This window comes from Hoyosella altamirensis, from assembly GCF_014191505.1.
GTDB lineage: Bacteria > Actinomycetota > Actinomycetes > Mycobacteriales > Mycobacteriaceae > Hoyosella > Hoyosella altamirensis.
In genome coordinates this window covers 511,860-530,631 of the sequence record NZ_JACHWS010000003.1, presented here as the reverse complement: position 1 = coordinate 530,631, position 18,772 = coordinate 511,860, and the positions used below count along the sequence as shown (strand labels likewise).

17 protein-coding genes and 1 riboswitch are annotated in these 18,772 nt (G+C 62.1%); of the genes, 13 read left to right on the top strand and 4 right to left on the bottom strand.

The window, feature by feature from the left end; all coding sequences use genetic code 11:
* Positions 1-364: 364 nt before the first annotated feature.
* A riboswitch (cyclic di-AMP (ydaO/yuaA leader) is annotated at positions 365-529 on the top strand.
* A 16-nt stretch (positions 530-545) separates the two neighbouring features.
* The 4 genes from FHU29_RS16510 (at position 546) to FHU29_RS16495 (ending at position 4,998) form a co-directional block, all read left to right on the top strand.
* A complete protein-coding gene (locus FHU29_RS16510; RefSeq protein WP_064439213.1) occupies positions 546-1,142 on the top strand; it encodes a C40 family peptidase in 597 nt (198 codons plus the stop codon).
* 264 nt (positions 1,143-1,406) lie between these two features.
* Entirely contained in the window at positions 1,407-2,462 is a 1,056-nt protein-coding gene (locus tag FHU29_RS23740) for an NlpC/P60 family protein (RefSeq protein WP_157094936.1), read from the top strand.
* A gap of 9 nt (positions 2,463-2,471) precedes the next feature.
* Positions 2,472-3,806, top strand: a complete 1,335-nt coding sequence (locus FHU29_RS16500) for a hypothetical protein (protein ID WP_083962165.1) — start codon at positions 2,472-2,474, stop codon at positions 3,804-3,806.
* A 61-nt stretch (positions 3,807-3,867) separates the two neighbouring features.
* A complete protein-coding gene (locus FHU29_RS16495; protein WP_064439212.1) occupies positions 3,868-4,998 on the top strand; it encodes a glycosyltransferase family 4 protein in 1,131 nt (376 codons plus the stop codon).
* A 52-nt stretch (positions 4,999-5,050) separates the two neighbouring features.
* Here the strand turns inward: FHU29_RS16495 and FHU29_RS16490 are convergent, their stop codons facing one another.
* Complete coding sequence (locus FHU29_RS16490) at positions 5,051-6,856, bottom strand: AMP-dependent synthetase/ligase (RefSeq protein WP_064439211.1); 1,806 nt, start codon at positions 6,854-6,856, stop codon at positions 5,051-5,053.
* 158 nt (positions 6,857-7,014) lie between these two features.
* On the opposite strand from FHU29_RS16490, the gene FHU29_RS16485 reads away from it, so the two are divergent.
* The 8 genes from FHU29_RS16485 to FHU29_RS16450 all read left to right on the top strand — a co-directional run bounded on the left by FHU29_RS16485 (position 7,015) and on the right by FHU29_RS16450 (position 13,576).
* The gene (locus FHU29_RS16485) at positions 7,015-7,428 is read left to right on the top strand and encodes a hypothetical protein (protein ID WP_064439210.1); all 414 of its coding nucleotides are present in this window, start codon (positions 7,015-7,017) and stop codon (positions 7,426-7,428) included.
* A gap of 10 nt (positions 7,429-7,438) precedes the next feature.
* Positions 7,439-7,879: an SRPBCC family protein gene (locus FHU29_RS16480; RefSeq protein ID WP_064439209.1), complete on the top strand. Its 441-nt coding sequence runs from the start codon at positions 7,439-7,441 to the stop codon at positions 7,877-7,879.
* A 32-nt stretch (positions 7,880-7,911) separates the two neighbouring features.
* Positions 7,912-9,171 (top strand): ArsA family ATPase, encoded by a 1,260-nt coding sequence (locus FHU29_RS16475; RefSeq protein WP_064439208.1) that lies wholly within the window; start codon positions 7,912-7,914, stop codon positions 9,169-9,171.
* The gene (locus FHU29_RS16470; RefSeq protein WP_183377591.1) at positions 9,156-9,725 is read left to right on the top strand and encodes a hypothetical protein; all 570 of its coding nucleotides are present in this window, start codon (positions 9,156-9,158) and stop codon (positions 9,723-9,725) included. Before FHU29_RS16475 ends, FHU29_RS16470 begins: the two co-directional genes overlap by 16 nt.
* 50 nt (positions 9,726-9,775) lie before the next feature.
* Complete coding sequence (locus FHU29_RS16465; RefSeq protein ID WP_064439206.1) at positions 9,776-10,756, top strand: ROK family protein; 981 nt, start codon at positions 9,776-9,778, stop codon at positions 10,754-10,756.
* Between the two features lie 51 nt (positions 10,757-10,807).
* Positions 10,808-11,575, top strand: a complete 768-nt coding sequence (locus FHU29_RS16460) for a lysophospholipid acyltransferase family protein (protein WP_064439205.1) — start codon at positions 10,808-10,810, stop codon at positions 11,573-11,575.
* 51 nt (positions 11,576-11,626) lie between these two features.
* Complete coding sequence (locus tag FHU29_RS16455; RefSeq protein ID WP_064439204.1) at positions 11,627-12,115, top strand: polyadenylate-specific 3'-exoribonuclease AS; 489 nt, start codon at positions 11,627-11,629, stop codon at positions 12,113-12,115.
* 75 nt (positions 12,116-12,190) lie between these two features.
* Entirely contained in the window at positions 12,191-13,576 is a 1,386-nt protein-coding gene (locus tag FHU29_RS16450) for a class II 3-deoxy-7-phosphoheptulonate synthase (protein ID WP_064439203.1), read from the top strand.
* A gap of 3 nt (positions 13,577-13,579) precedes the next feature.
* On the opposite strand, the gene pknB is transcribed toward FHU29_RS16450, so the two are convergent.
* Positions 13,580-15,613 (bottom strand): Stk1 family PASTA domain-containing Ser/Thr kinase, encoded by a 2,034-nt coding sequence (pknB, locus tag FHU29_RS16445; RefSeq protein ID WP_064439202.1) that lies wholly within the window; start codon positions 15,611-15,613, stop codon positions 13,580-13,582.
* Positions 15,614-15,790: 177 nt separating this feature from the next.
* On the opposite strand from pknB, the gene FHU29_RS16440 reads away from it, so the two are divergent.
* Positions 15,791-16,177 carry an Rv2175c family DNA-binding protein gene (locus FHU29_RS16440; RefSeq protein ID WP_064439201.1) on the top strand — a complete coding sequence of 129 codons (387 nt, stop codon included), beginning with the start codon at positions 15,791-15,793 and terminating at the stop codon, positions 16,175-16,177.
* 12 nt (positions 16,178-16,189) lie between these two features.
* Here FHU29_RS16440 and FHU29_RS16435 read toward each other — a convergent pair whose 3' ends face one another.
* Together FHU29_RS16435 and FHU29_RS16430 are read right to left on the bottom strand one after the other, a co-directional pair.
* Entirely contained in the window at positions 16,190-17,107 is a 918-nt protein-coding gene (locus FHU29_RS16435; protein WP_064439200.1) for a phytoene/squalene synthase family protein, read from the bottom strand.
* Entirely contained in the window at positions 17,104-18,660 is a 1,557-nt protein-coding gene (locus tag FHU29_RS16430) for an alpha-(1->6)-mannopyranosyltransferase A (protein WP_064439199.1), read from the bottom strand. The genes FHU29_RS16435 and FHU29_RS16430 overlap by 4 nt, the downstream gene beginning before the upstream one ends.
* Positions 18,661-18,772 lie beyond the last annotated feature (112 nt).

Sequence of the window (18,772 nt, the reverse complement as noted above, 5' to 3'; positions counted from 1 at the left end):
CGTGTATTGCGGTTCGCGAGGCGTGCGAAGCAGAATAGCGACACCATCAAATATCGAGTCTACCTGGACGGATGCGCTGATCAAACCGAGTCTTCGGCGGGGGTGCGCCGACGCGCCTGCTCCCGCGGCCTGGCTGAGCCTGCAGACGCGCCCGAATGGAGGGCTTGGGTGCGGTGTCCCCTGAACGGGGGACCCCTGAGCTGCGGTTTTGCAGCCGTACCGCGACGGTGAGTCCGTTACGTTAGCAGCGTGTGACTTCTACCACAAGGATCGCCCGGCGGGCCAGGGTGTGGACGGTTCCGATCCTCTTTCGTAATCTTTTCGAGACCTTGCGGAGTCCTGCCGACCCGACCGGGATGGCGCCGAAGGTCAGCCGCCTAATCAGTGCTCGCACGAAGCGATCACTGAACCGGGGAACCACGTTTCCACTGGGGTGAATCCCGCACCGGACTCGACACCGGATGTGGGTAGGGCCGTCTTCCAGGCCCGAACCCGTCAGCTAACTCGGTCGGCGGTCGATGGAAGAAACAGGAGACTTACTCAACATGGCCACGAAGTCGCTTAAGCGGACTGTTCGCACTGCCGTCGCTGCTGGGATTGCGGCCGGTGCGATCGCTCTTCCGGCTGCACCCGCAATGGCAGCTCCGGTGACCATTCCGGGAATCGGCACTTTCGACGTCCCTGACAACCTTGCGATTCCGACTACTTTTGACGTTCCTCAGATGCCGCAGGTTCCTGGAGTTCAGATTCCTGAGCTGAACACTGGCAGCATCGGTGACGTTGCAGCACCTTTCTCCAACGGTGACCGTGTGGCCGACGGCGCGCTGACCAAGGTTGGCTCGCCTTACGTCTGGGGTGCGGCAGGACCTAACGCTTTTGATTGCTCCGGACTCGTGTACTGGGCACACCAGCAGGCGGGCCTGAACGTGCCGCGCACGAGCCAGGCACAAGCCGGCGGCGGCATCCCTGTGGGACACAATGACCTGCGCCGCGGTGACGTCGTTCTCTTCTACGGTGGCGCTTCACACGCTGGCATTTACATCGGCAACGGCCAGATTGTCCACGCGCTGAACTCATCACAGCCGGTCAAGGTCGACTCACTAGGGGCGTTCCCGTTCCATAGCGCACGCCGCTATGCATGACAGCTAGCGAGTAATTGCAGTGGCCATTAGGCGCTGCGCGGTGATGTGGGGCGAAACCATGCGAATGGTTCCGCCCCACATCGCTTTTTCGGCGAGTTAGCGGAAAACGGTCTCAAGTGGACAGCTGGTGGTCAGTTCCGTAATCTGATCGAGACCTTTGGCCTGACTCACCGGTAACCTCCGGTCTGATGGGCGGTGCTGTCACGCACGGTGCGCCATCCGCCACCCAGGGCCAAGCAAGATTCTGATGGGTGAAGAGTTGAGGTGAGTGTGGCGGCTTTTGGTGGCCGAGCAGCGACCCGTGTCTGGCTCGCGATGGTGGCAACTGTTCTGATCGTCGCCGTAGGTCTTGTGCACACGCCGCGCGTGTCCGCGGATCCCGTGATCACGGATGCAACGGAAGCGCTTGAGCGCTTATCGGCGCTGAGCCGAGAGGCGACACGCGCCAACGACGAGGTTCTGACTGCTCAGATCCGCTTGGAGGACCTGCAGGGGCAGTTAGGGGATGCGGAAGGGCGCCAGCAAAAGAGTGCCCGGCTGATGGCTGATGCCCGTCAGCAGATCGATGCACTCCAGGAGATCGTCGACAAGTTCGCCTTTGCGAACTACCAAGGTATCCGGTTTGATTCGCTGTTCGCCTTGCTGACCAGCGACTCACCGCAGGACCTAATCACCCAGATGTCGGCATTTGAGATCATCTCCCGCGACACTCTCGAGCGAATCAAGGACTTCGAGTCAGCCCGGACCACGTATCAGGGCGCCGAGCAAGATGCGCGCGAAGCTGCTGCGCAGTTCCGCTCGCTCACTGAGGACGCGCGGGTTCAGCACGAACTGCTTGCGAGTCGGCAGTCCGCCCTCCAAGCGCAGATCGAGGAGATCAAGGAACTTTACGAAACGCTGAGTGCGGAGGAGCGCCAGCAGTGGGCGGGCGTGACTGTGCCTCCCGGATTCGACCCAGGTTCGCTTCGTGGTTCGGGCACCGGTGTAGATATTGCGCGTGCCGCACTGACTCGACTCGGTGCCCCGTATGTGTGGGGCGCAACTGGGCCCGACCAGTTCGACTGCTCAGGGCTTGTGATGTGGGCTCACAATCAATCGGGCCGCGCGATTCCGCGAACCAGTCAGATGCAAGCGCAGGGTGGCATGCCCGTGTCGCCACGCGATATTCAGCCCGGTGATGTCGTCATCTATTATCGCGATGCTTCGCACGTGGGTCTCTATATCGGTAATGGACAGATCGTTCACGCATCGACATTCGGTGTTCCTGTCAAAGTTGACGCGGTCAATTCAGCACCGGTGCACTCGATCCGGCGCTACTAGCCTTTCCGTATGTGGTTCACGCGCCGGCTCTGCGCCGCGACTGCCGTGGCCATCACGGCGACCCTGGCGCTCGTTTCGTGTGGGACGAGCGGACCAGAGGGCGGCACATCAGCGCCGACGGAGTCGACAGCACCCCCGGCAGCATCTCCTGTTAGCAGCTACGACGCCATCCGCGCCGAAGGCCTCAACGCACTGCTGGCTGAGTGGGCGGAGGCTCAGCGCACTGGTAACACGGAGGCCCTGACGCGTCTGTTCCACCTGGCCGCAGACCCGGAGTTTGTGGAATCGGAGCGGCGAAAGACCGTGCATCTTGACGACGTCCCACTCCGTGAGTGGCGGTACGAACTAGCATCCGAACCGGAGATATTTGTCCCCGCGGAGATCGCGGACCGCATCGATGCCAGAGACGTGTGGGCGCCGCAGCTTCGGCTTGTCTATCAGTTGACGGCTGATCACGCCGAAACGAGTCGTCCCGTGGGCCTTATCGCAGCCCGCGTGGATGAGGAATGGCTACTGGTAAGCCGCAGCGATGTCACAACCGACGCGCAAACCTGGCGGGGGCCGTGGGACTTCGGCCCAGTTATCACGGAGACCGTGAACTGGCAGGGTGCTGACTCACTGGTGCTGGGCCATCCAGGTGACAAAGACGTCGTATCTGAGACGGTCGCGCAACTCGCGGAGGCTCTTGAGGACGTGGACCGCTTCTGGCGAGCGGAGTGGGAAGAGCGAGTTGTCGTTTTCGTCAGCCAAACCGAGGAGGAGTTCTCCGCGCTGACAGGGGGCGCTCATGACCATGGCTCAGCGGCGGCAGTTGCCATCGCGGACCCAGAACGCGACAGCAGTGGTGCGGCGACGGGTCAGCGGATCGTGCTCTCCGCCCCCGTCATGCGGACTCTCCCTGATGAAGCGCGGGCGGTGGTGCTGCGGCATGAGCTATCTCATGTGGTGACGCGCGCGAAAACTGGCCAGTCGAGTCCATTGTGGCTGCTTGAGGGGACAGCTGAGTACGCTGGCCGCGCTGCTGCAGGAGTCACCCTGCACGAGGGGGCGTCGATGGTGCGCGCTTTGGTCCGGCAATTTGGCCCACCGGATACGCTGCCGCGTGATGATCACTTCCAGGCAGGCGGGGAAACCTCCGCGCTTGCGTACGAACTTGCGTGGACGTTCTCCGTTTACCTCGCAGAGACCCTCGGCGAAGCGGAGTTACCCCGGGTTTACTACGCTCTCGCTGCTCCAGGGACTGGACGTGCGGTCCTCGAGGATCGTATGCGTGAAGAAACTGGCCGTGGTCTCGCCGAAATGATCCGTGGGTGGGGCGCATGGCTCGAGCGTGAATTCGCGTGACACGGGTAACGATGCCGCGTGTGCCGAGTCGCGGTGCACGGGGAACCAATACGGTAGAGCTATGCGTCGCACCCTGCTGGTGACCAACGATTTTCCTCCGCGGCCCGGAGGCATCCAGTCCTACGTGCATACCCTCGCCGAAATGCTGCCGCCGGAGCAACTCGTCGTGTACGCCCCGCGCTGGCGGGATGACAGCCATACACGGTTCGACTCGCAACAATCATTTGAGGTGGTGCGGCATCCCACAACGCTTATGCTGCCAACTCCGAATGTAGTGCAGCGCGCGAAAGAGATCATGAGGCATCATGCATGCTCCGGCGTCTGGTTCGGTGCGGCCGCACCGCTCGCTCTGATGGGGCCGTTGCTGCGTTCGGCTGGTGCGGAGACGATCATTGCTAGCACCCACGGGCATGAGGTCGGATGGTCCATGATTCCCGCCGCACGACAGGCCCTTCGCGTGATCGGGGAGCAGACCGACGTCGTCACGTATGTCAGCAAATACACCCGCGGCAGGTTTGGGGCCGCGTTCGGGCCTAACGCGGCGCTAGAGCACGTGCCCCCGGGTGTCGATACTGAGAAGTTCAAGCCCGACAGCGGTGCACGAAGTGAACTGCGTGCACGCTACCGATTGGGTAACCGGCCGGTGGTGGTATGCCTGTCGCGTCTGGTTCCGCGCAAGGGCCAGGACATGCTCATACGGGCGATGCCAAGGATTCGCCGCCGCGTCGATGGGGCAGCTCTGGTCATCGTGGGCGGCGGACCCTACGCCGACAACTTACGGACGCTAGCGCGCGAATGCGGTGTCGAGGATGACGTTGTGTTTACGGGGTCTGTCCCATCGAACGAACTTGCCGCCCATCACACGATCGCCGATGTTTTTGCGATGCCGTGTCGTACCCGTGGAGCCGGACTCGACGTCGAAGGGCTCGGAATCGTTTTTCTCGAGGCCTCAGCTACGGGAGTGCCCGTCATCGCAGGGCAATCAGGTGGGGCTCCCGAGACCGTGCGAGAAGGTGAGACCGGCTACGTCGTGGATGGCCGGTCAGTTCCGGGCATCACCGAAAGAGTTGCGGATCTGCTCGGCGATCCCGATAACGCGGCCGCCATGGGCGCCCAGGGCCGAAAGTGGGTCACCGCAAACTGGCAGTGGGCCACGATGGCCAGCCGGTTACAAACATTCCTTACACAATAGAAAAAGCCGACGGACAAGTGACACACATGCCCGTCGGCCTTTTCCTTGCAGGTTACTTCTTGTAGAGCGCTTCGATCTCGTCCGCAAATTTCTCTGCGACGACATTGCGCTTCAGCTTCATCGACGGGGTCAGTTCGCCGGAAGCCTCGGTGAAGTCGATGGAGAGGATGCGGTACTTCTTGATGGCCTCGGCCGCCGAAACGGTCTTGTTGGCCTGCACGACCAGCTCGTCAATTTCGGCGATCAGGTCGGGATCGTTCTTGAGATCGTCGACCGTCGCGTCTGCGGGCTTGTCGTTGCGCTCTTTCCAGCCGGGGAGAGCATCAGGATCGAGAGTGAGGAGAGCACCGATGAACGGCTTCTGATCTCCAACGACCATTGCCTGGCTCACGATCGCGCTTGAGCGGAGGACATCTTCGAGACCGGAAGGCGAGACATTCTTGCCGCCCGCGGTCACGATGATTTCCTTCTTGCGGCCGGTGATAGAGAGGTAACCATCATCGTCGAGTGACCCGAGGTCGCCCGTGTAGAACCAGCCATCGATGATCGAGTCTTGCGAGGCCTGCTCGTTGCGCCAGTACCCGCCGAAGACAACAGGGCCCGAGAGCAGCACTTCGCCGTCCTCGGCGATTCGCGCCTTGTTGCCGGGCAACGGGCGGCCAACACTGCCGATGCGGTGGTGGTCGGGGGTGTTCACGGTGATAGCTGCGCTGGTCTCCGTTAGACCGTAGCCCTCGTACACCTTCAGGCCCGCGCCACGGAAGAAGTGGCCGAGACGAGCACCGAGTGGGGCGCCACCGGAGACAGCGGCAACGCACTCACCGCCGAGTGCTGCGAGAAGCTTCGAGTACACGAGCTTGCTGAACACTGCGTGCTTCACCTTGAGGCCAAGGCCAGCACCACCGGTGTCGAGTGACTTGCTCCACTCGATCGCTACATCTGCGGCCTTGTCGAAAATCTTGCCCTTGCCGGCTGCGTGTGCCTTGAGGCGTGCGCCGTTGAAGACCTTCTCGAAGATGCGCGGGACGGCGAGGATGACGGTGGGCTTGAAGACACCGAGATGCTCAACGATGTTCGGAATGTCCGACGTGTGACCGACGGTCATCCGGGTTTCAACGCAGGCCACGCTGATGGCTCGCGCAAACACGTGAGCCAGAGGGAGGAAGAGCAGCGTGCGGCTATTGGTGTTCAGGTACTCGGACAAGCTGGACGCCAGGATGCTCTTTACCTCGGCAAGGAGGTTGTAGTGCGTCAACTGAACGCCCTTTGGGCGGCCGGTGGTACCCGACGTGTAGATCAAGGTGGCAGGGTCAGAGGACTTGAGCGCCTTCACACGATTGGTGACCTCATCGTCGGCGACGTCAGCCCCGGCGGCGACGAGTTCATCGATCGCACCTTCGTCGAGGACAAGGACCTTCTTCAGGTTCTTCGCCGCGTCGGTGACCTCTTTGTGGGTCGCCGCGTTCGCTGGAGTCTCGACGACGATCCCCACCGCGTCGGAATCCTCGAGGATCCAAGCCACCTGGTCAGCGGATGACGTCGCGTAGATCGGCACGGTCACGCCGCCAGCGGTCCAGATTGCGTAGTCCATGAGGACCCACTCGTAGCGCGTGTCCGAGAGCAGCGCGACCCGATCGCCCTGATTGACGCCGAGGGCGATGAGCCCCTTCGCGACCTTGGCTACCTGGTCTGCGAATTCCTTCGCGGTCACATCGGTCCAGCTTCCGCCTACGAGGCGACGAAACAGGGGGTATGCCGGGTCTTCCGCAGCGTTCCGCGCGACGGCATCGGCGCAGGACGCGTCCTCGGGGACTGTATAGGTTGCTGGGACGCTGAACTCGCGCACTGGTACCTCCATCAGGGGATTCCTCTAGCTTTGCGACTCACACTCTAACGTCAATCGATCCCAAATGGGACACAGCACGCTTCTGCGTCGGAGTGTTACCAATGATGGGACTGTGTGTCGTCCTGCACCACTTTGCGGCCAGGGTGTCTGGCCGCGCCCAGGGAGCATGTGTGATGCTCTCTAACGTGAGCAGTATTCATGTCGCGGACGACACGTTCGTTGCGGCGAGCCCAGATCTCGTTGCGCGGGAACTTCAGGACCGTGCTGACTGGTCGCGCTGGTGGCCTGACCTTTCGGTGACGGTGCAGGAGGACCGCGGCGACAAAGGGGTCCGCTGGCGAGTGGGAAAATCTCTGGACGGCACGATGGAGGTGTGGCTCGAGCCCGTTCTGGACGGCACGATGATCCACTACTTTCTTCACGCCGAACCGGTCGGGCAGAGTCCGCTGTCTTTCCCCGAACTTGCACAGGCGAATCGCAGCTGGCGGGCCACGGGCCGCGCGATGGCGTTCGAGGTCAAGTTCAGGGCCGAGCGGGGACGGCGACCGGGCGAGCCGGCGGTATCGTCCGCGACATCAGGGTAGCGTTTGCGTCATGGCTGAGAGGACCACGCAGTCGATCGTGATCGACGCTCCCGCGGAGAGCGTCATGGCCGTGATCGCTGATTTCCCCGAATATCCCTCGTGGGTTTCCGCGGCGAAGCAGGTAGACGTTCTTGAAACGTTCCCGGACGGCAGAGCGTCCCGCGTTCGCTTTGTCCTTGATGCCGGCGTCATCAAGGACACCTATGAGCTTTCGTACACGTGGTCGCACGATGGGCTGCGCGTCAGTTGGGAGCTTGTGTCCGGAGGTATCCAGAAAGCTCAGAGCGGTTCATATGTCCTCGAGCCCCAGAGTGGTGGGCGGTCAACGAAGGTCACCTATGAACTCATGGTCGACTTGGCAATTCCTGTCATCGGACTGCTGAAGCGTCGTGCGGAAAAGGTCATTACGGATACGGCGCTCAAAGAGCTGAAGAAGCGGGTTGAACGCTGAACGTAGATGGAAGCGCGCCTGATGCTCGCTTAATGCTCTTCGTGGGCAAAGGCGGCGTGGGAAAGACGACGCTTGCCGCAGCGACGGCTGTCGCGCTCTCAGAGCAGGGCAAACGAGTCCTCATTGTGTCGACGGATCAAGCCCATTCGCTCGCGGATGCGTTTGGATCTGCGGGAGATACAGGCAACGGTGAGATCTGGACTGTCACCCCGGGGCTCGATGCGCTGCACATCAACACTCTTGATCTTGTTGAGCGGAAATGGCGCGACATCATTGCCTCTGTCGCGGGCCTCGGGCCGGAGCACCGTCACGGCGTGGAGTGGTTTGGTCTAGAGCCAGAGGAACTCACTGGTGTACCCGGGGTCGAGGAACTCCTCGCCTTGGGCGAGGTGGCCCGCTATGCGGAAGGGGACAGCTGGGACGTCGTCGTCGTTGACTGTGCGCCCACTGCTGAAACGCTGAGGCTTGTGGCCCTGCCGGAATCCGTGATGGCGTACGTCGACCGGGTATGGCCGCAGAATCGCAGGCTGCAGGCGATGTCTGAGGACTCGTTCGCCGGGATAGCAGCCGGGATCCTGGACCAGTTGACTCAGCACACGCGGCAGCTGCGGGACTTGCTTACTGGAGACAGCACCCTGGTACGCCTCGTGGTCACGCCTGAACGCATCGTCTTCGAGGAGACCCGGCGAACGGTCACTGCGATGTCATTGCTGGGCATGACTCTGGACCGGGTCATCGCCAATCGAGTCCTTGTTGCCTATGATCGATCCGGGAATGTGACCGCGCCGACATCCTGGAACGACGATCCGATCCATCGTTGGTATCGAGACCGGGTATCCGAGCAGGTCGCGGTGATCGATGAGCTCACGAGTGCGCTGGGGGACATACCGTTGCTGATAGCTGGCTACGCCGCGACAGAGCCGGTGGGTGTCGCGGCGCTGGGCGATCTGGCGCGAAACGTTGACAATCTGGATCACGTCCGTGCCCCGCTGACGTCCGGTTCACCAGGTGATGTCAGGCGTCGGCGTGCGGCGGATTGCAAGGTCGAACATGAGTCGGGAACGGGGCTCGATTCTGTTTATCTGATGCGGTTGACGCTGCCGCTGGTCGATCCCCGGAGCATACGGCTGGGCCGTATCGATGATGATCTGGTCGTGGGAGCAGCGGGAATCAAACGACGGGTGCCTCTTGCGCCAGTTCTGCGAAGGTGTGTTGTCGCAGGTGCGGAGATCACAGGGAGCGAACTGCGTGTCAGATTCCAGCCTAACCCGGAAGTGTGGCCGCAATGGTGATGGTGGACGAGGGCGCGTGCGGCAACGGCGAGCGGCATGACCTCGGTGACAGCGACAGCGTCCGGCAGGCAGCACGCGAGCTGAAACTGCTGGCCCGGTCAGTTGTCGACCGCCTCGAACCGATGGTCGCGCAGGTAGCGCAGACGCAGCAGGCGGGGCCATATCTGCGTTCTGGGTGTGCGTGGTGCCCCGTGTGCGCGCTCATTGCACTCTCGCGCGGTGAGAACCACGAACTGCTTGGCTATGTGGCTAGCCACGGTGCGAGTCTGCTGAGTTTCGTCCGGGCCCTGCTCGACAGCGCGGATGAGGAAGCCTCTGAGGATCTCCTCATGAACACGTTTGCGGAAATGGCCGAGTACGCGCGTGGCTTCGCCAGCAATATGCCGGACCCGGAATCCACGAACGTGTCCGATCGTGCACGCCACAATGGTTCAGACCCCGATAATGGCGAAACAGATGAGGGTCGGAAGCGATCTACCGGAAACAGATCGGGGTCACCGCGTTCACCACGAAGGGGCAGGTTCGAACACATACCCGTCCTCATCGGATCGTGACCGCGCCAACGGACGGTTACCCGCGGCGGTACGACAGTGAGGGGCTGGGCATGTCCGACCTCGAGCGGCGCACACACGCAATCGGTGTCGACATCGGTGGAACGAATATTCGCGCGGGCGTGGTCAGTTGGGACGGAGAAATCCTCGACACGGTGCACGCGCCTACGCCGCGTTCCGCTGCTTCACTCGAGCGCGCTCTGGAAGGCACGATCCGGGAATTGATGCAGCGCCACGAAATAAGTGCTGTCGGCTTGGCGATCGCCGGTTTCCTGACCCGCGACCGCACCACCGTTCGGTTTGCGCCCCATTTGCCCTGGCGGCAGGCCGCGGTTGGCAGCGACCTGACCCGGCGGCTCGGTGTCCCTGTCGTGCTCGAGCACGATGCGAACTCCGCAGCGTGGGCGGAGTACCGCTTCGGTGCGGCGAAGGGCAGCGAAAATGTCGTCATCATTGCGATTGGTACGGGTATTGGTGCAGCTTTGCTGATTGACGGCGAAATTTTCCGGGGGAGCTACGGCATAGCCCCCGAATTGGGGCATATACAGGTGGTGCCGGATGGTCGGACCTGTCCGTGCGGGAAACGGGGTTGCTGGGAGCGGTATTGCAGTGGCACCAGCCTGATCGATACCGCGATCGAGTTGCTCGCGTCGCAACCATCAATGTCCACACCGCTCGCGCGTGAGGTACGAATGGATCCGGGGTCGATCTCAGGGCGCCGTATCACCGCTGCGGCGCAGGATGGCGACCCGCTCGGTGAAGCGACTGTCGCCGAGTTTGCACGCTGGCTCGGTGTGGGGCTCGCGATGGTCAGCGACATCTACGATCCGGACCTGATCGTGATCGGTGGTGGCGTGGGCAGTTCCGCGCCTATGTATCTCGACGAGGCGCGTGAGCATTACGCCGCGATGGTCACGGGAGCAGGTCACAGGCCGCTCGCACGAATCAGACGGGCTCAGATGGGAGAAGAAGCGGCCATGATTGGTGCCGCAGACGTGGCACGCGCCGCGCGCAGTGAAAGCACGTCTGGGTAGAGTTCAATGCAGTCGCCCGGCGATGTGGGGGCCGGCGCACGAGGAGGGCCGATGTGGTACTGGACATTCAAATACATCCTTATCGGGCCGCTGCTGTACCTAATAGGGCGGCCAACGATCGAGGGTGCGGAGCATATCCCAGCTAAGGGCGGAGCGATCCTTGCCAGCAACCACCTCGCGGTTGCTGATTCGCTGTACCTACCCCTGATGGTGCGCCGTCGCATCACGTTTCTTGCCAAGAGTGAGTACTTCACTACGCCGGGGATCAAGGGCAGACTCCTGAAGTTCTTCTATGCGGGCTCAGGTCAGGTCCCGATTGATCGAACTAGTGGAGCCGCTGCCGAGGCAGCGCTGAACACGGGCCGGCGCATTCTCTCTGAAGGGAAATTGCTCGGCCTCTACCCGGAAGGCACGCGGTCCCCAGACGGCCGCCTGTTCAAGGGCAAAACCGGTATTGCGCGTCTCGCGCTCGAGACAGGTACTCCGATCATTCCTGTCGCCATGATCGGGACGGAGAAGATGAACCCGCCGGGCTCCAAAATGTGGAAGCCAGCGAAAGTACGGATCCGTATTGGCAAGCCGCTGGACTTCTCTCGGTTTGACGGCATGCGCGGGACCCGGTTCGTTGAGCGCGCGATCACCGATGAGGTGCTCTACGAACTGATGAATCTGTCTGGGCAGGAATACGTCGATATCTACGCTGCGACCTACAAAGCGGAGAAAGCAGCGAACAAAACGAAGGCTGGGCAGGCGTCGCCGGTCTCGCCACCAGCGCCGAAGACCGATACACAGCCAGGCGCATCGGCCGCCGCAAGCTAAGCGAACTCGTTCAAGTTCCTCAGACACTAGACAGGCAGGCACGCAGACACCGTGCGGTACTTCTACGACTGTGAGTTCATCGAGGATGGACGCACGATCGACTTGATTTCCATTGCTTTCGTCAGTGAAACGGGACGCGAGTTCTATGCTGTTTCGACGGAGTTCGACCCCGGCCGTGCGGGGAAGTGGGTGCGGGCAAACGTGCTGCCTAAGCTCCCGTCGCCTGCGTCGAAGGTGTGGCGCAGCCGCAGTGCGATCCGTGATGGGCTAACTGAGTATTTCGCACAGGACGGCCGGGAAGTTGAATTGTGGGCCTGGGTAGGCGCCTACGACCATGTGGCTCTGTGCCAACTCTGGGGGCCGATGACGGCGCTGCCGACCGGGATGCCGAGATTTACCCGGGAGATCAAGCAGCACTGGGAATCCAGCGGACGGCCCGCGTTGCCACAAGCGCCCGACGACGCCCACGATGCGCTTGCCGACGCGAGGCACAACCGGGCGCGTTTCCTTGCCATCGAACGAAATCGGAAGCAGCCGTGAGCGCGGTGACCGGCTCGAGCGTTTCGAACCCCACCCAACGAGCGCAACCTTGTGGCGACGTCTTACGCTAGAGGGGTGAACTGGACCGTCGATGTTCCGATCGATAGCTTGCCAGAGCTTCCGCCGCTGCCGCAGGATCTGCGCACCAGGCTGGACGATGCTCTAGCTAGACCTGCCATGCAACAGCCTTCCTGGCCGGAGGGGCAGGCGGCGATGATGCGGACGGTACTCGAGTCCGTGCCGCCGATCACCGTCGCTCCTGAGGTAGATCTCCTGCAGGAGAAACTCGCCGCTGTCGCGCGTGGAGAAGCTTTTTTGCTCCAGGGCGGTGACTGCGCTGAGACGTTTGCCGACAACACTGAGCCGCACATCAAAGCCAACATCCGGACGCTGCTCCAAATGGCAGTGGTGCTCACCTATGGTGCGAGCATGCCGGTGGTGAAGGTCGCACGGATTGCGGGTCAGTACGCGAAGCCACGGTCGTCGGATGTCGACGCGCTGGGGCTGCCCTCGTACCGCGGCGACATGGTGAACTCGCTGGCGCCGGATCCGGCCACCCGTGTGCATGATCCCTCCCGTCTCGTTCGTGCGTACGCGAACGCCAGCGCGGCGATGAACCTCGTCCGAGCGCTGACCGGCGCAGGTATGGCGGATCTTCGCAAAGTGCATGAGTGGAATCGCGAATTCGTGCGCACATCACCCGCCGGTGCCCGATACGAAGCGCTCGCTGGAGAAATCGATCGCGGACTCCGCTTCATGGAGGCCTGCGGCGTCAACGATCCAGCGCTGCACACGGTCGAAATCTATGCGAGCCATGAAGCACTCGTGCTCGACTACGAGCGTGCGATGCTTAGGCTCGACACGCGCCGCGACGAGCCGCGCCTCTATGACCTGTCGGCGCACTTCCTCTGGATCGGGGATCGCACACGTCAGCTCGATGGAGCGCACGTTGCTTTCGCTGAGCTCGTTGCGAACCCGATTGGGTTGAAGATCGGTCCGTCGACGACACCCGAGATGGCTGTCGAGTACGTAGAACGGCTCGACCCGCACAACAAACCGGGACGACTCACTCTCGTATCCCGGATGGGGAACGGGAAGGTGCGTGAGCTTCTCCCTCCCATCGTGGAGAAGGTGCAAGCGACCGGGCATCAGGTCATTTGGCAATGCGATCCGATGCATGGAAACACGCATGAGGCGACGACTGGATACAAAACTAGGCACTTCGACCGCATCGTCGACGAAGTGCAGGGCTTCTTTGAGGTGCATCATTCGCTGGGAACGCACCCCGGTGGAATTCACATAGAACTTGTTGGCGAGAACGTCACAGAATGCTTGGGCGGTGCGCAGGACATCTCGGATCTCGACCTCGCGGGACGTTACGAAACGGCGTGCGACCCACGTCTGAATACGCAGCAATCGCTGGAACTGGCATTCCTCGTCGCGGAAATGCTCAGGGGCTGACTGTCAGGGCAGCGCGGTGACTGTGATCGCGCCGCCCGGGCTTTGCCTCGATCCGGCGCTGGGGCTTTGACCCACAACAATCGAGGAGCCGGAGTTGACGAGTTGCCGCACCTCGACAGCGAAACCAAGTTGCGAGAGCTCGTCACGCGCGGCGTTGACACTGCGACCGAGAACAGAGGGGACCCGGACGGCGTTCGACACCACAAGGGTGACAGAACCGTTGGACGCCACTTCCGATCCGATGGCTGGTTCTGTGTCGGCGACCCGGCCAGCGTCGATCCCGCCATCGAACTCCTCACGAACATCACTGATCGTCAAGCCTGCATCGGTGAGAATGTCACGGGCTTCAGAGGCGCTGAGTCCGCGGACGTCGGGGACGATCACCGGTTCGCCGAGGCTGGGGGTGACTGTGACAGTTGACCCCACCGCAAGAACGGTCCCTGGACTCGGTGAGAGAGACACAACCGTTCCTTCCGGTCGCACTCGATCAAAAACCCCATCATCGACCATGACGTCGAACGTTCGGTCGGCGAGCAGGTCGGCCATCTCGTCGATAGTGATGTCACCGTCGATCTCAGGAACGGCGGGCTGCCCTAGGGAGACGTCAAGGGTGACGTCGCTGCCGCGAGGGATCCGGCTGCCAGCAGCGGGATCCATGCCGAGAATCGTGTCGACTGGCTCGACGTCCCGATAGATTCCGTTCCGCGCAGGTGTCAGCCCGGCAGCAGCGATCGCGGACTCAGCTGCCACAAGGTCGAGTCCGGCGACGGAGGGCACGTCGACGTAGCGACCTGAACCTAGCCACCACGCTGCGGCGCCGACGAGAGCCGCGATGAGCAGAACGACAAGAAGGACGACGATAGGGGATTTGCGGCCTCGAGAGGAATCGAGCGGTGGTCCTTCTTGCGTCGGCGGTAATTCGGCGGGCGGATATTGCTGAGTGAGCGCCTGGGTTGGGTTCGCTGGGGGCGCTGACGTGGTGGGCGCAGCGGGAGGTACCGGGGCGTGGGGCGGGAGCACAGCGGTGTGAGACTTGTCGGCATTCGGCTCACTTGGCGGAGCCGTCGTCATCTGCCTGGTTGAGTCGGGCCCCAGGGCAGGAGGGCCTGGCTCCGCAGGTACTGCGCCGTGCAGGTTTTCCCGGGTGCGGTGCTGTGCTGAGCGTTGCGGTGCGGGCACCCGGTATGCGGGCAGAGTCAGCTTCTCGCACACGGCCATCAGCGCGCTGGCCATGGCACCTGCGTCTGAGAACCGCTCGTCGGGGTTGCGCGCTGTTGCTTTCTTCACGAGTTCGTCGAACTCCCGCGGCACCCCTGCGATCACGGAACTCGGAGGCGGGACGTCGGCGCTGGTGCGCTGGTACGCGATCGTGATGGAGTTATCTCCGGTAAACGGTGTCTCGCCGGTCAACATCTCGTACAGCAAGATGCCCATGCTGTACACATCGCTTCGCGCATCAGCGCTGCCAACGCTGACCTGTTCTGGCGAGAGATACGCGGCTGTGCCGAGGATCATGCTGCCGGAAGTGGTCCCAGATGCAGCTATGGCGCGAACCAGCCCAAAGTCGGCGATCTTGACAGAGCCCGAGTCGGAAATCAGCACGTTTTCTGGCTTGATATCGCGGTGGACAAGTCCAGCACGGTGCGCGACGGACAGAGCGCGCAACACAGGACGGGCGACCGCGGCGGCTGCGTAAGGAGGCATTGGGCCGCGCTCACGCAGGAGCTCCCGAAGCGTACCGCCCTGTACAAGCTCCATCACGAGGAACACGTGGTGCTGATCTGTTCCCTGGTCGAATACCGAGACGAGAGACGGATGTGTGAGCTTGGCGATCGAGCGTGCTTCGAGCTCGAAACGATCGAGGAACTGGGGATCGTCGGAGAAGCGCGGATCCATCACCTTGATTGCGACAGGACGATCAAGGCGCAGATCCATGCCCTGATACACCATGGACATACCGCCGCGGGCAATCGGCGCGTCGATGCTGTAGCGCCCGTCCAGAAGTGAGCCGACGAGCTTCAGCGAATCACTGCTCAGTGGTCCACCTCCAGCGGATTCAGATACATCGTCGTTTGAGCGCCCTGCTCAGCGGCTTCGGCGCCTCACCGATGGTAGCCGCACGGCGCTTTGAGTGCCGCATTCGTGAAGAGGCGCGCCGACCGGGACGGTGGTAGCGGGGCAGGACTGGCTGCGGGGGGACGATACTGTAGGCATGTGAGTACGTTTCCGGTCTGCGACGATGTCCTGTCAGAGTCTGACGAAGTTTTGCCGCTTCCAGATGTCGCAGAAAGCCTGCATGTCCCAGTTACCCGAGTACACCAGATGTTGCGTGATCGCCAGCTCCTCGCCGTCAAGAGAGACGGCGTGGTTGGTATACCCCGCCTGTTCCTCACTGAGGATGCCCATCACAGGGGTGAAATCCGGGTGCTCAAACAGATGCCTGGTCTCATAGCGGTGCTCCGCGACGGTGGCTTCACCGATGACGAGTCGTTGCGCTGGATGTATCAGGAGGACCCCACCCTGCCGGGCCGCCCGGTGGATGCGCTTCACGGGCATCTCGCGAGGGAAGTGCTGCGGCGGGCGCAGGCGCTTGGCTTCTGACCGCTCCGTCGGTCAGGGTCGACGCACCCGCATCGCCAGGGCGCTGGCGATGCGCGGTGCAGCAACGCGGATTCGGCGCCGGTTCGGGACCACGATCCGCTGTGAGAAGACCTGGTAGTTGGAGCGCTCGATCTCTGTGAGGATGCCGCCGTAGAGTTGGAGTGCAGTTTCGACGCAGAGCCGCGCCGGGGGGTGCAGAGACGGTAAGGACCCTTCAGCGACGCGATAGTAGCTGCGGGTCACCGCAATGAGGTGTGCGAGCGCAGCACGCATCCGTGGGTCTGTACTGCCGCTCTGCACGCACGTTGCGATGACGTCTTCCGTGACACCGAACGGAAGGATCTCGTCGAACGGAAGGTAGATCCGGTCCCTCCGGTAGTCATCCGCCACATCACGCAAGAAATTGGTCAGTTGGAAAGCGTTGCCGAGTGCGGCGGCGCCGATCTGAGCGTCCTCACCATGCGAGCCGAAGACTGGCAGCAATTCGAGACCGATTACGGCTGCCGATCCGTACATGTACTCATGCAACTCGGCCATCGTCCGGTACCGCGCTCGGTGCTCAACAGCACCTGGAATATCCATCCGCATCGACCGAAGAAACGCCCAGAAGTACTCATGTGGGATCGCGTACCGGTCGACGGTGTCGCACAACGCTGCGAACACGGGTTCAGAGAGTCGCGCGCCCGAGAACCCTGCTTTGATTGCCGACTCGACCTCATCAAGATGCGCGGCTTTTTGCGACGGAGTGTGATCGCCTTCGTCGACAACGTCGTCTACCACTCGGGCGAAGGCGTAGAGCGCGTAGACGGCAGATTGACGCCGAGAGTCAAGCACTTTCGTTGCCAGGTAGTAACTCCGCCCATGGGCACGAGTGATGTCTCGGCATTGCTGATAGGCCAGTGAGAGATGCTGAGATGTCGGGCTGCTCACGCTGTCTGGTTAGCTTCCTGCTTGGGTTTGTCCCGTAGCCAATCGCGAACCCGGAGCGGGTCTTCCTGCCTCAGTGACAATGCAGCCACGATTGCTACCGCGAACGTCAGAATTACGTGCACCCATGAGTACATGCCGTGCGAGCCATCCGGCCTGAAGATGACCATGAGCCACACCGAAAGTGCCACAAGAACCACCAGTGTGCGCTGGCTGAGCGCGAAAGCTGCGGCAATCGCCAGTGGCCACGAGTAGTACCAGGGCAACGCGGCAGGCGAGAGCGCGACGATCGCCAGCAGCGCGAAGAGGATCCCGATCAGCGCATCTCGCTGCGTATGCCGGTAGCGCCACCAGACGTACACGAGGATGGCGAGCATCGCTGCGCCGCAAATCATCCGGGTGATGTCGAGAACCGGACTGAGGGAAAAATTCGTGACCCATGTGACGATATGAGCGAGAATCGTGGGCAAGGAAAGCCAGTTAACTATTCGGGCAGATCCTTGCAGCGCTGAGAGCCAGCCCATTCCAAGGCCGGCTATTACTGACAGTGCACCGAGTACCACCGCGAATGCGCCGAAACCGATACCTGCGGTCCGGGCGAACAAAATGAAGGGATGGGCTGGCTGTTGGCCGCGCTGCCGGGCGTCCTCACGTAGGTGAACCATCCAGATCCACACGACGAAGGGGAGTGCGACCCCGGCGGTGGCCTTGACCGCGACACCGACAGTAATGACCGCTATGCCCGCGACATGGTGACGCTGGAGAGCCAGAACAACGCCTGCGGCCATGAGTCCGACCATCAGGACTTCGTTGTGGACGCCTCCAATGAGGTGAATGAGCACCAGAGGGTTGAGAACTGCCAGCCAGACCGCGATTGCGGGGTTGCCGCCGAGGTAGCGTGCGAGCCGGGGCACCGCCCAGAGCGTGAGAATCAGTCCAGGGAGCATAGCGAGACGCATGAGCATCGTGCCGATCACGACACTGTCACCCGAGATTCTTGTCACTGTCTCTGCGATGAGCATGAACCCGGGACCGTAGGGCGCCGGCGTGGTTGTCCAGACGAGACTCACATTGTCGAGCAAGGTCCCTGGGTTCACGACAGGACCAACAACGTAGGGATCGAAACCGTCGCGCAGCAGCGCGCCCTGGGCGAGGTACGAGTACGCGTCGCGGCTGAACAGCGGAACAGAGAGCAACATCGGGACGGTCCAGAGCAAAACCGTGAATCGAAGTTCTGCTAAAGATACGTTCCCGAGCAGTGTGGCGCGTCCAAGTCGTACCCACGCCCAGATCATGAGGAGAACACCGACCCACACGAAGATGCTCGCGAGAACGAGCCCGTGGCCGTAGCGGAGCCAGGACAGGTTGGCTGATTCGAGTAGCGGGTCATGGCGTCGAGTGCTTCCCGCGCCCAAACCGCCAGCAACAAGAATCAGCGCACCTATTACCCCGAGCAGCGCCGCCCGGCCTTGGGGGCGCCCGAAGAACACGCGGAGACTGCCGAGGCGCCGCTCTTCAGCGGTAGTGCGCAGCGACACCCGTGGCGTGGCGTTCATCGGCGCCGATTCACCCCCTTGAGTCTTGGGATGCTGCAAATCCTGCAGAGCGGTCCCCACAGGACGCAGCTAAAAGACGGCTTATTGTATCGGCCCGCTGCATGTCCGGCTT

Bases quoted from the DNA above. Each gene is read 5' to 3' on its own strand.
- FHU29_RS16510 (WP_064439213.1), top strand. From the start codon at position 546: ATGGCCACGAAGTCGCTTAAGCGGACTGTTCGCACTGCCGTCGCTGCT.
- FHU29_RS16500 (WP_083962165.1), top strand. From the start codon at position 2,472: ATGTGGTTCACGCGCCGGCTCTGCGCCGCGACTGCCGTGGCCATCACG.
- FHU29_RS16495 (WP_064439212.1), top strand. From the start codon at position 3,868: ATGCGTCGCACCCTGCTGGTGACCAACGATTTTCCTCCGCGGCCCGGA.
- FHU29_RS16490 (WP_064439211.1), bottom strand. From the start codon at position 6,856: ATGGAGGTACCAGTGCGCGAGTTCAGCGTCCCAGCAACCTATACAGTC.
- FHU29_RS16480 (WP_064439209.1), top strand. From the start codon at position 7,439: ATGGCTGAGAGGACCACGCAGTCGATCGTGATCGACGCTCCCGCGGAG.
- FHU29_RS16475 (WP_064439208.1), top strand. From the start codon at position 7,912: ATGCTCTTCGTGGGCAAAGGCGGCGTGGGAAAGACGACGCTTGCCGCA.
- FHU29_RS16465 (WP_064439206.1), top strand. From the start codon at position 9,776: ATGTCCGACCTCGAGCGGCGCACACACGCAATCGGTGTCGACATCGGT.
- FHU29_RS16460 (WP_064439205.1), top strand. From the start codon at position 10,808: ATGTGGTACTGGACATTCAAATACATCCTTATCGGGCCGCTGCTGTAC.
- FHU29_RS16430 (WP_064439199.1), bottom strand. From the start codon at position 18,660: ATGAACGCCACGCCACGGGTGTCGCTGCGCACTACCGCTGAAGAGCGG.